Origin of the sequence: Candidatus Lokiarchaeum ossiferum (genome assembly GCA_025839675.1) — an archaeon.
GTDB lineage: Archaea > Asgardarchaeota > Lokiarchaeia > Sigyniarchaeales > Promethearchaeaceae > Lokiarchaeum > Lokiarchaeum ossiferum.
Genome location: CP104013.1, coordinates 864,896 through 879,704, shown reverse-complemented (window position 1 = coordinate 879,704; position 14,809 = coordinate 864,896). Strand labels below are relative to the sequence as shown.

Below are 14,809 nucleotides of genomic sequence, written 5' to 3'. Positions count from 1 at the left end.
TATTCGAAATGCAAAATTTCAAGTGGGTATGATAAACATGGCAGGAGAAATCGTTTGTATACAGGTCGGTCAAGCCGGAAACCAAATTGCTGGTGCGTTTTGGCAAAAAATTTGCGCAGAACACGGCATTGATCCTGTAAATGGTAAAGCCATCGATGTAGTTGGCGATACCGATATTTTCTTTAATACTATTGGGGATAAATATATTCCACGAGCCGTCGTTGTGGATTTAGAACCAGCAGTAGTGGAAAATATTCGTGAAAAATTTGGGACTCTCTTTGATCCTAAATCAATTGTCTCAGGTGCTGATGGTGCCGGAAATAACTTTGCAATTGGCTTCAATGAACACGGAGCTGAGACATTAGAAAAAGTTATGCAAGTTGTTGAACAACGTGTATCTGAAACCGAATCGATCGGGGGCTTCATATTAACCCACAGCTGTGGTGGTGGAACCGGATCCGGATTTGGTTCAAAAATTTTGAAAACCATTCGTGAAAGATATCCAAAGGTCCCAATCTTTACCTTCAGTATCTTCCCAAGTCCTAAAATTTCTGAAACTGTGGTTGAACCATATAATGCCATCATGACATTATCTAATTTAATCAAATATGCTAGCTGTTCCATTGTTTTAGATAATGAAGCCTTATTTAGCATTGCAGAAAAGAAATTAGAAGTGGAAAATCCAAGTTTAGAAGACTTAAACTTAATCATTGCTCAAGTATTGACCAATGTGACCGCATCCTTACGATTTAGCGGAACTTTGAACCTTGATCTTGGCAAATTAGTCACCAACTTAGTCCCATTCTCTAACTTACATTTCTTAATGGCTTCTACTGCTCCACTCGTGTTGGCAGGTAAAGAAAGTTATGAAAAAATGACCGCCAAAGAATTATCGGCACAAGTATTTGGTGATGAATATATTTGCGCGGCATGCAAACCTACCACTGGGAGATATCTTGCAGCTTCCGTACTATTCCGTGGTGCTGTCAAAACTAGTGATGTAAATGAAGCTATGGCTACTGTCAAAGAACAGAATTCCTTTGTAAACTGGATTCCAACAGGATTCAAGATTTCAAAGAGTGAAACTTCTCCAAAAGATAGTGCTTTAGGTGTCATTATGTTAGGAAACAACTCTGAAATTGTCTCAGTCTTTGAGCGAATTGGCGCTAATTTTGATCGACTTTGGTCTCGAAAAGCATTCGCTCACTGGTTTACTGATTCTGGTTTCGAAGAAAAAGATCTCGATGATGCTCGTGCATTGGTCCAAAAAGTGATCGATGATTACAGAAAATTAACGGAGGACGCATAAAATGGGCCGAGAAGTTATTATGTTACACGTTGGACAAGCTGGTATTCAAGTTGGTGCAATGTATTGGAAACAAATCTGTGCTGAGCACAATTTAGATCATAATGGTGCCCCTATTGGTGGGGATATTAAAGGTGATCCTGATTGTTTCTTTATGAAAGCAAGTGGTGGAAAATATGTTCCACGAGCTCTTTTGATTGATTTAGAACCAAAGGTCGTTCGACAAGTTGGCAATGAACAATTACCAAGTTTCTTCGATCCTAAAAACCTGATCCATGGACTCTATGGGGGTGCAAACAGTTTTGCAAAAGGTTATTTGGGTGAAGGTCGCGATATGATTGACAATATCATGGAACAACTGAAGAAAGAAGTTGCAAAATGTGAATCTCTTCAAGGATTTATCATGACCCATGCTGTTGGTGGTGGATCTGGTGGAGGTTTGGGATGTTTAATCATGGAAAAGATTAAAGAAGAATATCCCAAGAAAATTTTGTGGAGTTATTCCATCCTACCAAGCCCCTTATTAAGCGATGCGGTCGTAGAACCATACAACGCCATCTTGTCTTTGGATAAAATGATTCAATATACTGATGAAACCGTCGTTATTGACAATCATGCTTTGTTCCAAATTGTCACGAAGAATATGGGTATTGATGATCCTATTTACGATGATTTGAACCATGTGATCTCTCAGGCTTTATCTGATATTACTGCCTCCCTTCGCTTCAAAGGTTCACTCAACACCGATATGAAGGAATTCTTGGTCAACTTGGTTCCTTATCCACGCAGTCATTTTCTCATGGCTTCCTTTGCTCCGATGGCAACTGCGGAAGATCGCCAATATGCGAAATTGACCACCAGTAACCTCGCTAATGCTCTCTTCGAAGAAAATTATATGATGGCTGCAGTCGATGTCACCAAAGGCACATTCTTGGCCTGTTCTCTCCTCTTCCGGGGTGAAAACACTGCTCAAGATATTACCAATGCTCTCTTAGACATCAAAGGACGCATTAAATTTAGTTCATTCATTCCTACCGGTATTAAGTATGGTATGACTGGCACCGCTCCTGAAGGTTTGGAACGCAGTGGGTCTGCTTTAATTAATCACACTGGTGTGGCTGAAATTTTCAATCGGATCTTAGCCCAATTTAACCTTATGTTCGACAAGGGTGCATTCTTGAATTGGTATGAAATTGAAGGTATGTCCAAAGACGATTTCGCAGGGGCTCGAGACAACGTTCAGAAACTCAGCGATGAATATAAACGAGACGAAGAATAATTCGTATCAATTTTTTTTTCTTTCTTAATCCATCTTTAAGCAAAAAAATTCTTAATTACGACTAAATTTTGGGATTGAAGTATTCAGATTGAAGATGAAATACTGAAAAAATGATAGATTGGGAAAGTGAAGTTCATTCTTCTATCCTAGATTTATTTTTAGAATAATATGGACAACGAATAGTATGACATTCTGCATTTCTCTCAAAGATTGTGCAATATCCTGTAAGTTTGCGCGGTTCTATCGTAAATCCCGCTTTTGAGAGGAATTCCGTTCCTTTTTCAAGAGCAACATAGGAACTTAATCGACAACAGCGAGGGCCACCTAACTGCCCAATTTTCTTGATTGTTTGAGCACTTGCACCGAATACTGATGTTCGGGGATGATTCTGAAATGGATTTGCTTTCAATGCGATACTCAAGGCTATTCCAACCCCAGATCCCGCTCCACATATACCACAAAACCCACAACTTCCAGCTGTTATTTTCAAACCTCGCCCATAAGCTTCTACTATATCTTCTTTTAAAATATTATCTCCATTATTTTGCAAAGTTTGCAGCAATACTGCGGGAATTATTCCATGATGCCAAGGACCATGAAAAGGAATTTCTTCGGAAGCATCCCATAATTCTCGTAACTCTTCCATTAGGGTTTGGAAAAGTTCTACAGGATCTCTTTCTGTATGAGCTAAAATCAAAGGGAGAACCTTGGGCATGAAATGCATATAATCTTCCATTTTGAGATTGTCATATTCTAAAGCTTTCTGCATGAATTCATCATAAAAATAGCTTTTTTTCATTTTTTCAAACTGTAATGCATTCAAATTATATCATATTATCTGAATACTTATTCACAAATATATTTTCCTATTTTTCGAACAATGGAAATTTTTTTTTTTAAAGATGACGCACGAAGGAAAGAAGATTAAAGCAAAAAATTATCTTAAAGTGGCTCTTTAGTGAAGTTCTTATTTTATCCTATATATTCCAGAGTAAATTATTAGAATATGTAGGGAAAATAGAGAATCAATAATACAATAGTAATCCAATTACCATTGGAAGCCTATAATGTCAAATATATTGAGTATTTTTGTTATTTTTTTAATTGAGATTTCCAAATTTTAAACTTTCGGACAAACAAAGCCTTGATCGAGGTAATGGGGATGTTTAGAGAACAATATTCTAAAATTTGTTGAAATTCCTAAAACACACTGTCTTGTAACTGCCAGGATGAGTATTGGGAATAAGACTATTGATCGAGAGCATATACTGGTCTTTCTGATTTAAATTATTAATCCCTTGACTATAAATATTAAAAATGTGTATTTTTTTCTCTTTTAAAGTTAATGTGTTTAAGATAATTCATTTTTATTTCAACTTAGATGAATACATATTCAAGTATAAAAAATTATAATGATAAAGGAGATAGGTTTAATGGAAAATACAAAGAATTTGACCAAAAAAGTTTAAAATTCAAAAATCTATCAAGCAATAATGGAAGATAAAATACAAAAAGAAAAATCTTCAGATCCCAATTCCAATTCTGAACTCAAAAACATGATTCAACGAATTTCCTCATTAGAAATGAAAGTTGATACTATTGCTACAAGTTTAGATTCCATTCAGATGCGATTGGGGATGAAAAAAACTCTACCTACAAACGAGGTTAAAAAAAATCATTTGGTTAGTGCTCTCCCTCATCTTCCTTCTGATTTATCTTATTCTAAAAAAAAACTAACAGAATCAACAAAAGTATCTAAGTTTGATGCAGTTTCTCAACAAAAAATTCAAAAAGAGCAAAATTTTATTCAGAAAAAACTTGCCAGTGTACCACTTTTAAACAAAGATTTACTTCAACACAAGGAATTATCGAAATATACTCGAGTAAGATCTCCAGGTATAAATGACAATAAATCGGTCCAGCAAACTAAAAAATCGCAAAGGAATACGTATAATACTCCTTCCGATCAAAAAAAACCCTATCTTCTTCTATTTTTCTTTTATATTTTACTGTCTGTAACAATTTACATTAGTTTTCTAATGTTAATAAGGTGGCTTGAGGAAGGTTTTTTGACCTTTTTAAATATTTTTATCTATATTTATATTTTATCAGCCGGATTCTTAATCGCTGGATTTTATCTGATAAATAAATACATAAAATCTCAAAAATCACAACTTTTTATCTTTCCGTGGAGTTTTATCGGATTAGGGGTAATTGGGCTGTCGCTTGCATATATTCTCCCAACAGCAGTTTTATCTGGGGACTCTGTATTAAACGTAATAATATGGTGCTTATCTATTATATCACTCATTTTCGTATTTATCATACTTCTTATAAAGTATCGCAATGATTTTTTCATTGGAGAAGTCTTTTTGAGCATTCTTATCTTGGTTTTAATTCCATCTTTTATTAATAATCAGTTTTTAGGAATATATTATCAAAATCTTAACACAATCTTCTATGCTGCATTAATCATTGTTGCAACAGGGTTAGCTCTTAAAAAAATATCCCTCACTCCTTTAGTTGCAGTCATGATTAGCATCTCAATTCTCTCGTTTATTGGTGAATTTTCTGAAATTATATCCCTGAATCTAAGTTTGATTATCTGTGTAAATATTATATTTGGGAGATTGCTATTAAAGGGATACGGAGATCACTATGAATTTTACAAAAACAGTGTAGTTAAGTTTGTCCTTCTCATTATTAATCAAATTTTACCAATGGCGGCTTATTATTTCCTTGTAATCAATATTCATCACCGAGATTCTTCGAGTATAGAAATAGTTGTTTTATTCATCATTCTTCAAGCTCAGTTTTATATTCAGATTAAAGAGCAAATTGGGATTATTAAGCAAGATTTAAGCCATGATCTAAAAACTCCCTATCTGCTCCTTGTTTTTATTAATCACGCCGTTCAAATTTTCATCAACCTTATAACCTTATTGAATTTTTCACTTTTCTCTAGAGTAATCTGGGATAATTTCGCTGTTATTTTGGGGTTCATTCTCAGCTTTTACGTGGCATTAAGTATGACTCAATTTTTGGAATTTGAATATTCCAAAGTGCGAGTTTTTGTCCGTTTATTTTACTTATTGATGGCGAGGATTGGTTTCATTATATGTCTTTTCGAAAGAAATACGTCCGATAAACCAGCATTCTTCATTATTACTATGATAATCTTGGGATTTTCCCTCTATTATTCAAGAACGATCGATGGTTCTGGAGAAAAAAGTGCTATTTCACTTCAACTTCTCATCACATCCTTAACTAACTTTCTTATCCTTCAACTATATATGGGAGATCTTGAGGGATCCACACAAATTGTTGAATTTATTCTAATTTTATGCTTTTTTATTTATCCGTTTATCGTAGGCATGAAAATATTACAAGATTCCAAAAAAGACCAATTCGTAGAGTATGCAAAAACTAAAATAAACCTTCTTCATATTTTCTTAACCTCCATAGGGGTCCTTTTCATTTTGACAATAATGCAAGAAACTCTCGTGCTATTTTCGATATTTATGGGTGGATTATTAATCACCGGTCTATTCGGCAAGTTTTTCTTAACTCAGGACACCAATCTTTCCAAAAAATCTGTATTGCAGTATGGGATCTTAACATATTTCGCTTCCATTTATTTATTATCTTTAAAGAGTATTCAATTCTTTCGGTATTCAAGTTATTGGATAATATTTATCTCTATTTTTTGGGTAGCTTTCCAGCTTATTATTTTTTATACTCAAATCAATGTAAAAATTAACACTTTTCTTGCCCATTCGATTAACATCATTGTAATATTAGTGATTAATTATTCTTACAATAATCTATTAGCAACCTGGACAAAAATTGTCATTATTCTTGGCGCTACTCTTGTTTTCTGGATGAAAAATATAATCTCCGAGAATCCAATTTCAACTTCTTCTTACATGTTGATTTTAAATCTCATGAATTCTATTTGTGTTATTTTTATATTTGAGAGTGATTTCACCCAGTTTGGACTCTTTATTCCTTTGGTTTTTGTTCTTTTGTTAATTATTGAGCTTAGTCTTTCGGTTCTTGATCGGCAAAATCATAAAGAAAAAAAATCAAAAACGTCGAACCAGGATCAAAAATTGTTACTCGTGAATTTAATTTTTAATTTTGGATTTTCTGTCATTTCCTTCGCAGTAATATATTATTACGGTAGTTTCATCCAACAAACTTTCATCTCTGGTGAATATTTCTGGATACAAATAATTCTATTGCAAATATTGTTAACATTTTTATTCTCATATCACCCTAAAATGTGGCAACAACTTGGAATTACGTGTCTTTCTGGTCTCGGAATGTTAGTGGGGATAATGGACGATAATTTTGAATTCAATTTTCTCTTTATTTATACTGCAGTTATTGCCTGTACTTGTATAGTTTCACTTTTATATTCTAATCGTCCTAAAACTAATGAAAAATATCTTCTCTATCGATTTTATTATTCTCTAATGGTTGTGATCATTAGTTTGATGATGACTGGATTCTTATCGGAAGTCAAATTTGGCATAATTTTCAATCTTGCTCTGTTTGCAGGCTGGGTTATCGCTAATTTAGAGATTGATTACCATATTAAATTCCAATACGGTTTAATCGCACTAATCGGCATTTCCTATGTCTTTTTTATCATTATTCGATCCTTTTCACGCGATTTTGAATATATTTCTTTGCTTTTCTTAGTCATAGGGATTGTTTTTGTTTTACTTCTCTATAAAACGATAAAAGCGAAAGAAAATTTACCTTCTTTGATTCAAGACGAAGCGAATTCTTAATTTTTTCTAAAGTTTTAACTATTTTTCTTTCTCACCATTCATTTTTCATCCTTCTCTCTTAGAAGTGTGTTGAATCTTATCGAATAGCTTTTAATTCCAATTATTTCTTAGAATTAGGTTCAACAAGTGGTTAATATATTCTAAACTCTCTTTACTGAATAGATTTTAATTAATTAATATTTTAATGGAATTTTTCCTTATTCATTTTTTTTAGAATTTAATCGAAAAACTTTTCTCCAAACATACAAATACCTATGTTTTTCTTGTATTTTCATAAAAGTTTCGGAGGTTAGAAAATCATTTCAGAAAAAATTGGTATCCAAGTCAACCAAGATGAGATGGAAGGTGCAAAATTAGATCAGGATTTGGTTGATTCTCATGAAGAAGGGAACACTATGATTCCCGATGCGGCATTGGAAAAAAAAATATTTTTGTATGGGTTTGGGATTACGATTTTGTTATGGGGATATATTTTGATCGTGCGGGGATCAGCAATGTACTTTATTCTTCCAACAATAGCACTAACTTTAATCTTGATATTTCTTTATTCAAGATATGTGAAGAGGAAAAATCGAATGGCTTGGTTAGAGACAACTTTTCAAGAATTTAAGCAAAATACTCTTCATCATAACGATCAAAATTAAAAAGTAAGGGATAAAAAAACCTATAGATTTTCAAACATTTTAGCTAATTCTTTCAGTTCTTCTTTTTTCTTTAATGTTTTTTCCGTTTCTTCTTGGGTTTTCTTCTCTTCTTCTAACCGAATGAGTTCTTGTGCTTCTTCAAATTCGCGTTTTTCAAGTTCAATGCGTTCTCGTTCTCTGGTGATTTCAGCCTTCTCTTGCTGAACTTTTTCTTTTTCCTTATTGGCACGCATTTCTAACCAACCTAAAGCGCTTCCTTCCGCTTTATCTGGTTTTTCTTCTTTCACAATTCGACCTCCTTCCCTTGAGACTAAAATTGGATCGGCTTTTTGTAATTTCAGAGTGCGAGTTGGACGGGATCTTCGTGGATTTTGTTTTATTGCTTGTTCATTTAAGTTTGAAATTGATTTGGCGTCAATATTTTGTGATAATTTATCAATATCATTGATTTCATCATCTTTTGTTCTAATGATTTGAGTTTTATCCAATTTTGGTGTTTTATTTATTGAATCTTCCGAAGCATCAGTTTTTGGTGAAGAAATTTCTGGTTTGCTTCCTTCTTCTCCTTGAAATTCATTATTTTCAGGATCATTTGCGTCGCTTATTCCCTTTATTTTCTCAGATATTTCTCCTTCTAAAGTGCCTTCTGTAGTATCTCCATACTTTCGTTTTAGTTCTTCCTCTTCATCAACAGGTTGATCATACTTGGATATTTCTTCTTCATAATCGAATTCTTCATCATCATAGAGCAGATCCTCACTTTCTTGGTATGCATCCACTATTGAGACCAATTTGTCTAAGGCATCCGAAAATGAATCTACGGTGATTCCTAAATCCTCAAGAACATGTAGATAAGAATGATGGGAGATAAGAATATCAAATTTCTCCAAAAGGTCTTGAAAATATTGACGAACAACTGTATTATTCTCTAAAAAAACGGAGAAAGGGTCCCCGCGGGGATATGTATAAAACGTTTTAGTGCCAGGCAAATATTCCATGATCGGAGGTAAATTATTCCGGATTAAGTTTAGATAGTGTGTATCTTGTTTTTCCCCAAAGGCAATAAATGCATTAGCGAGACTAATTTTAGGATAATCTTGTTCAACGCCATTTTCATCTATGGGGCGTTTATAATTCATTGAAAATAGGTTGCAATCATTTACCAACTCGTTTAAATAGCCCGAAAACGTTTCATCTTCGATCAATTCACGACGAGGCATTGTCATGAAGGGAATGATGAATTTCATGTCATTGAAAATCACGAGTTTATCAATCATTTGACAAAATGGCACAGCATTTGAATATGGTTCTCTATCATAATATGTGATGGAGTAAATTAATTGGGCTACAACATAGTTATAACTCTCAAAATCAATATCATCCATTTTCTTAATTCGTTTTAGAAAAATTGAATTTCCAATTGCTTCATAATCTAATAGAATACAAGCTTTTGCTGTGGATCCTTGAATGATCGAGTTTAGCCCTAAAATACTCCAATAAATAGATAAAGCACCTGCTCCTTCATCGATAGATGTTGTGGCAATCACATAGATTGGCATTTGTTGTTTTACTAAAGGAAAATTGATCAATAAATAATCACAAATTCCTGCTTGTTTTCCATTTGAAAGGTCATAAAAAAGAAGAATATTTGGCTTTGCGAGTTGATCAACAGCGTACATTAATGGAGCAAAAACTCTACTTGCGAATATATCGTCATTTTCTTCAATATTTGACCATAAATCTCCGCTTGTATTTAATTCTCCCATTAAAAGCACATTTTCTTCGGGAACATATCCTTCTATCATGGTTCCAATTTCTCGGAATTGACTTTCGGTTTCACAAATAAAAAATACCTTGGAAAAAAAATCCAAAATATCATATCGCTTTCCTTTATAATCGTCCTTAATTAAATTAAAGAAGATACTACCGATTTGAAGTCCTCGTTGACCAATGAAGATAAACAAAAGATCATCTTTATCATCTGCGCCAATACTCATGGAAAGCCTCTACTAAAACCTCTACTTAATAAGATGTTTGGAAGATATATATATATGGATTTTAGAATTGTTTTTGGAAATAAATGCAAGACCTGTTAATAAAAGAGAAAAAAGAATAAAGACAAAACATTCCTTAGGATGTGATTGATTATTGTCCGGTTCCACAGAAGGGACACATTTTCCAGCCTGGTTGTAATTCCTTACCGCAATTGCTACAGGAACGTTTTAACGCAGTACCGCAATAGGGGCACATGGCAAAGTCTGGCATAATCGCTTTTCCACAAGATTGACAAGATAAATCACTTACAATGCCTCCACCAGAACTGGCTGCTGTGGGGGCAGTACCTCCCTTACGTTTGCGTTTTTTCGCTGCTAATACTGCATCTAATTGCGAAACTCCATTAGCGGTTAATAAAACTCCTGGATTGGCTGCATTATTATTAGTTTCTAAAACATTTGCATAAAGACCAAAATCTATAAAACTATCAACAATTACTTTTCTTAGTTCATCACGCATATCTTTTTCCAATATATAGAATGCTTTTTCAAGTTCTTTCATTTGCATCTGATTGCTTGCCATTTTCATGCGAAAAACAATATCTCGATAGCCCTCAATAGCATAATAGCTTTTAGCCACCATATCTTGTTGTTCTTTTTTACTGACTTCTAAAATTCGTTCACCTTCAGCTGTGAGGGCGTATTCATCTTCATCTTTTTCAATGAATTTTAAAAGTTCTCCACCCTTCAAAGCTGCGGCGATAATGTTATCATCCAGCATTACAGCAATTTTTAATGAAGATGTGCTTGAACTACCACCCTTAAAGCTCAACGCTTGCAAAATCTTAAACAAAGTTTCTGATTTTGTCATAATATAGGTATTAGAAATATCCTCGATTTGTACAGACATATGATTCACCGTTCCGAATAGAAAAAAATTCTCCGGATTACTAGAAATTTATCACCTTCGACTAATATAGATGATTTTGCAAAAAAATTTTGTAAAAATTTTAGTGAAAAACATAAATCTTCTATAAATGGAAAGGTGTTTCCTAATGCATTTTTTATGATTGATTCTTCTTTCAAATATAGAAGTTTAAAATTTCTTCGATTATTACAAATCTGAAATAGATACGAGTAGTTTTGGTATATTACTCCTTTCCAGTGAAGTAAAGTTTAAAATGAACAGAAAATACAATTTAGAATAGAATGGAACTCGATTTAAAATATGTTGGAACTATCCTTAAACCATATAAAACGCGAGTAACTTGGCGACAAACCACAAATTATGCTGCATCAATAAAAGATTCCAATCCTTATTATTTCGATGATGAACAAAAGGGTGGGCTCGTAGCTCATCCACTCTTTCCAGTTGTTGTAAATTGGCCAATAATTGAAAATATTTCTGAATTTATCATCGATCAAAACTTTCCTCAACATTTTTTAGCCCGTGGGGTTCATTATTCAGAACATATTATTGTCCATAGGTTGATTAAACCCAAGGATCGTCTACAGATCGAAGGGCAGATTGCAGCGATAAAACCTCATCGTGCGGGAAGTCATTTTATTGGAGAATTTAAAGCCACCGACAGAAAAGGATATAGAGTGTTTACCGAATACACAGGCATTATGTTGCGAGGTGTGAAATGTTCTCCAGAAGGGGCAGAGATTAGTAACCTTCCCACTATGCCGTCCTATTTGGATAACAAATGGCAAGGAAAACCTGAATGGGTTGAAGATATATTCATTGATCTATGTCTTCCCTATGTCTACGATGGATGTACAAATATAGTCTTCCCAATTCATACTTCTCCAAAATTTGCACATTCTGTTAAATTACCCGGTAATATTTTACAGGGGACTGCTACTCTGGCTATAGCTGTAAGTTCTATTATCAACCGAGAATCTGGAGGGAATCCTTCAAATGTTAAGGAAATATATTGCCAATTTACCGGTATGGTACTTCCAGGAACCGAAATTAAACTTCAAGTATTAAAAAAAATCGTTAATGAGAATGAAATCACAATATATTTCAATGTTGTTAATCATATAGAAAAAAAAGCGATTTCTAATGGAGTTCTGAAATTAAACAATGTTTAGTTTTATTGAAAACAATGAAAGGAAAAAATTAGGATTTAACAGTTCGTTTTTTAGTTGTAGATTTTTCTGCAATCTCATAAAATTTCATCATTCGTGTAATATTGGCTGCGGCTTGTTTCAATTCTTTTTCCGCATCTATGTTTTCTTTCTTAAAATGGTGCATAAATGCACCTTTATTAAACATCACTTGAAATTGTGCCATAGTTCTTTGAAATATAAACCGCATTGCCGAATTATTTGCTAAAACAATTCCTTGACGTAAAAGAGGCATCCCATCAAGGGTCATTTTTTCTCGTGGAGTAATTCCTATGAACATACCAGTCGGAATCCATGGCATAAAATCCATATTTTCTTTGGCAATTCGGAGAGGAGTTTTCACTTCAGGACCTAGTTTTCCCATGAAGAAATACATGGTAGATACATATTTACCTGTACCAAAGTTTACATCGGCCATATAATTCTGCTCATCAGTGAGCTCTTTCACTAGATCTTCTGTAGAATTTTGAGAAAATTCATCAAATTTAAAGGGAGCAATACCTGCTAACAAAAATTTCATGTATTTGTAGGGTACTAAATTTGTGAATAATTTATTGAAATCCGCCCGAATGATGGCACCAGGCATTGCAATTTGCATAATCACACTGAATATTAACCGAGAGATTATCATATTAATATCTTCATAAGTGGGTGATTCAATCTGATATTTTTCTTTTACCAAATTAATTATTTTATCATTGTCAAGTAACACTGTTGCACTTGCATTTGCTAATAAACTGTTTGCTGCATAAATTGTATTATATGCTTCAATAACATTTCCACTGAGTTTTCGACTTGGAAAAATTGAAAAAGTGAGGGTAGGGACTTTTGGGAACTTATCTTGCAGAACTTCAAATACACTATCAAGAAGTCCAGATCCTGCTCCACCTCCCGTTGCATGAATTATTATTATGCCTTCTAAGTTTTGAATCGCACGCATTTGAATAAGAGATTGAATTCGATCAAGGATGTATGGTTTTAAATTGGTACCAATACGCTTGGCCCGTGCCCACATTGAATGAGATCCGAATGTATTGTAGATAAAATCATCCTTTGGAAAAATATGGGAATTTCGTTCATGAAAACTCCGAACTGGTTGGGCTTCCAAATCAATAAAAATAGATCGCGGGATATATTTTTTTTGTTTATTACTAGCTCGATCTTTATCATCTAGCAGATTGTAGAAGAACATCCGACGTGCTTCTTCAATTTCGTATTCTGTATAGAATTCTGTCATTTCTAACTTCTTATCGAGCATCTTATCAATGTCTGCGGGAATATCTCCCGTTTTGATTGGTACTGGAATACCTAGCGTTTCATATGCATATGCCCAAAATCTTTCGGCAATATTTACTCCCGCTTGACCGATCCAAACTAATAATAAATCTTTTGCTTCTGTCATGACTATTAACGAAAGTATGCAATCTTCTCCCTATTATTTCTCCCTTCAAAAAAAGACCTTAGAATTATTTCAAAATCTTTCCAAAAAATCATTTTAAACTCTTAATATTTGGCAAGGAATTCACTAAGAACTAGTAACTAAAGGTCAACCTTTTAGGTATTCTATATGAGTGATAATGCAGTATCAACTGGAATAATGTCTACAGCGTCGATTGTAACAACTATAGTTGTCATCGCAGCGGCTTTTACTGTAGCGGCTGCAATAGGTGCATCAATTAACAACAGCGGTCAAAATTTTGCTAATCAAATTAATACTGATTTTGAAGTACTTGCTATAGGAAACACAGAAGCGGGGAATTCAACAATATATGGTTATGTGAAGAATCTTGGGGATGCATCTGTGGGGTCCTTCTCTGAAATGGATGTCTTCTTAGATGGGGACTATTATTACCTTGACAGTGCGGACACAAGTCTTTTTCGATGGAATGCAACTATCTTGAACGACAATGGAAACAATATTTGGGATCCACTCGAGACAATTATAGTTCGCATGTATTTTCCTGATGGTGAGTCAATTAATTCTGGTTCTCATCAAATAGTTATCGCTATATCAGGAATTAGTGAAATTTATCAATTTTCAATTTGAAATTTTCTTTGAACATAAAAAAAACTTGAAAAAAAATGGGACAATCAGTATCAATTTCCTTTGGAATGTTATTTCTTTGTACTCTGTTAGTGGGATCTATGCTTTATTCAGCTTTTCAAAGTTCTAATGAATTGATAACAGAAGCTCAGGAAAACAATTACGATCGGGAATTTTCTCGCATCCATACAAGCATTCAATTAATTAATGCTTCGCGCGATCCTTCTGAAATGGCTATTAATTTAGTGATAGAAAATATTGGAACAGAAATTATTTATCAATTGGACTCTATGGATGTTTTTACAAATGTCACTCAAGTTCTTGATTGTGGGCCATATGTCTATGATAGATGGATTCCCAGTTCGAATTTAGGTGCTGCAATTATCAGTGCTGGATGTTATTGGTCGTTTACTATGTTAGGTGATTTGTCCCACAATCCCACTTATTGGGATCCTCATGAGCTTTTAAATATCACAATTACGTTTAATGTAACAATAGCGGAGCAATACTATTATTACCGAATTTCAACCCCTAATGGGGTCGGAGATTCATTTATTTATAACACCCTATCATAAGATCATTACGAATTAATGCGAGGAAACAGAAT

General features: G+C 33.8%; 11 protein-coding genes. 7 read left to right on the top strand and 4 right to left on the bottom strand.

Annotated features, from left to right (window positions below):
* Positions 1-37: 37 nt before the first annotated feature.
* Both NEF87_RS03555 and NEF87_RS03550 read left to right on the top strand, forming a co-directional pair.
* Positions 38-1,309 (top strand): tubulin beta chain, encoded by a 1,272-nt coding sequence (locus tag NEF87_RS03555; protein ID WP_371805021.1) that lies wholly within the window; start codon positions 38-40, stop codon positions 1,307-1,309.
* Between the two features lies 1 nt (position 1,310).
* A complete protein-coding gene (locus tag NEF87_RS03550) occupies positions 1,311-2,585 on the top strand; it encodes a tubulin beta chain (RefSeq protein ID WP_457918676.1) in 1,275 nt (424 codons plus the stop codon).
* 133 nt (positions 2,586-2,718) lie between these two features.
* On the opposite strand, the gene NEF87_RS03545 is transcribed toward NEF87_RS03550, so the two are convergent.
* Complete coding sequence (locus NEF87_RS03545) at positions 2,719-3,384, bottom strand: DUF5714 domain-containing protein (protein WP_457918675.1); 666 nt, start codon at positions 3,382-3,384, stop codon at positions 2,719-2,721.
* Between the two features lie 694 nt (positions 3,385-4,078).
* Between NEF87_RS03545 and NEF87_RS03540 the strand changes: the two genes are divergently transcribed.
* Positions 4,079-7,384 (top strand): hypothetical protein, encoded by a 3,306-nt coding sequence (locus NEF87_RS03540; protein WP_457918674.1) that lies wholly within the window; start codon positions 4,079-4,081, stop codon positions 7,382-7,384.
* Positions 7,385-7,722: 338 nt separating this feature from the next.
* Positions 7,723-8,028 (top strand): hypothetical protein, encoded by a 306-nt coding sequence (locus NEF87_RS03535; protein WP_457918673.1) that lies wholly within the window; start codon positions 7,723-7,725, stop codon positions 8,026-8,028.
* Positions 8,029-8,048: 20 nt separating this feature from the next.
* Here NEF87_RS03535 and NEF87_RS03530 read toward each other — a convergent pair whose 3' ends face one another.
* Positions 8,049-10,025, bottom strand: a complete 1,977-nt coding sequence (locus NEF87_RS03530; protein WP_457918672.1) for a hypothetical protein — start codon at positions 10,023-10,025, stop codon at positions 8,049-8,051.
* 148 nt (positions 10,026-10,173) lie between these two features.
* Positions 10,174-10,932: a double zinc ribbon domain-containing protein gene (locus tag NEF87_RS03525; protein ID WP_371805015.1), complete on the bottom strand. Its 759-nt coding sequence runs from the start codon at positions 10,930-10,932 to the stop codon at positions 10,174-10,176.
* A gap of 299 nt (positions 10,933-11,231) precedes the next feature.
* Here NEF87_RS03525 and NEF87_RS03520 point away from each other — a divergent pair, with 299 nt between their 5' ends.
* Positions 11,232-12,122 (top strand): MaoC/PaaZ C-terminal domain-containing protein, encoded by an 891-nt coding sequence (locus NEF87_RS03520; RefSeq protein ID WP_457918671.1) that lies wholly within the window; start codon positions 11,232-11,234, stop codon positions 12,120-12,122.
* Between the two features lie 28 nt (positions 12,123-12,150).
* On the opposite strand, the gene NEF87_RS03515 is transcribed toward NEF87_RS03520, so the two are convergent.
* Entirely contained in the window at positions 12,151-13,560 is a 1,410-nt protein-coding gene (locus tag NEF87_RS03515; protein ID WP_457918670.1) for a hypothetical protein, read from the bottom strand.
* Between the two features lie 165 nt (positions 13,561-13,725).
* On the opposite strand from NEF87_RS03515, the gene NEF87_RS03510 reads away from it, so the two are divergent.
* Together NEF87_RS03510 and NEF87_RS03505 are read left to right on the top strand one after the other, a co-directional pair.
* A complete protein-coding gene (locus NEF87_RS03510; RefSeq protein ID WP_371805012.1) occupies positions 13,726-14,205 on the top strand; it encodes a hypothetical protein in 480 nt (159 codons plus the stop codon).
* Between the two features lie 35 nt (positions 14,206-14,240).
* Complete coding sequence (locus tag NEF87_RS03505; RefSeq protein ID WP_457918669.1) at positions 14,241-14,777, top strand: hypothetical protein; 537 nt, start codon at positions 14,241-14,243, stop codon at positions 14,775-14,777.
* The last annotated feature ends 32 nt before the right edge of the window (positions 14,778-14,809 follow it).

Coding starts and splice junctions, on each gene's coding strand:
- NEF87_RS03550 (WP_457918676.1), top strand. CDS start 1,311: ATGGGCCGAGAAGTTATTATGTTACACGTTGGACAAGCTGGTATTCAA.
- NEF87_RS03530 (WP_457918672.1), bottom strand. CDS start 10,025: ATGAGTATTGGCGCAGATGATAAAGATGATCTTTTGTTTATCTTCATT.
- NEF87_RS03540 (WP_457918674.1), top strand. CDS start 4,079: ATGGAAGATAAAATACAAAAAGAAAAATCTTCAGATCCCAATTCCAAT.
- NEF87_RS03545 (WP_457918675.1), bottom strand. CDS start 3,384: ATGAAAAAAAGCTATTTTTATGATGAATTCATGCAGAAAGCTTTAGAA.
- NEF87_RS03520 (WP_457918671.1), top strand. CDS start 11,232: ATGGAACTCGATTTAAAATATGTTGGAACTATCCTTAAACCATATAAA.
- NEF87_RS03510 (WP_371805012.1), top strand. CDS start 13,726: ATGAGTGATAATGCAGTATCAACTGGAATAATGTCTACAGCGTCGATT.
- NEF87_RS03535 (WP_457918673.1), top strand. CDS start 7,723: ATGGAAGGTGCAAAATTAGATCAGGATTTGGTTGATTCTCATGAAGAA.
- NEF87_RS03555 (WP_371805021.1), top strand. CDS start 38: ATGGCAGGAGAAATCGTTTGTATACAGGTCGGTCAAGCCGGAAACCAA.
- NEF87_RS03505 (WP_457918669.1), top strand. CDS start 14,241: ATGGGACAATCAGTATCAATTTCCTTTGGAATGTTATTTCTTTGTACT.
- NEF87_RS03525 (WP_371805015.1), bottom strand. CDS start 10,932: ATGTCTGTACAAATCGAGGATATTTCTAATACCTATATTATGACAAAA.
- NEF87_RS03515 (WP_457918670.1), bottom strand. CDS start 13,560: ATGACAGAAGCAAAAGATTTATTATTAGTTTGGATCGGTCAAGCGGGA.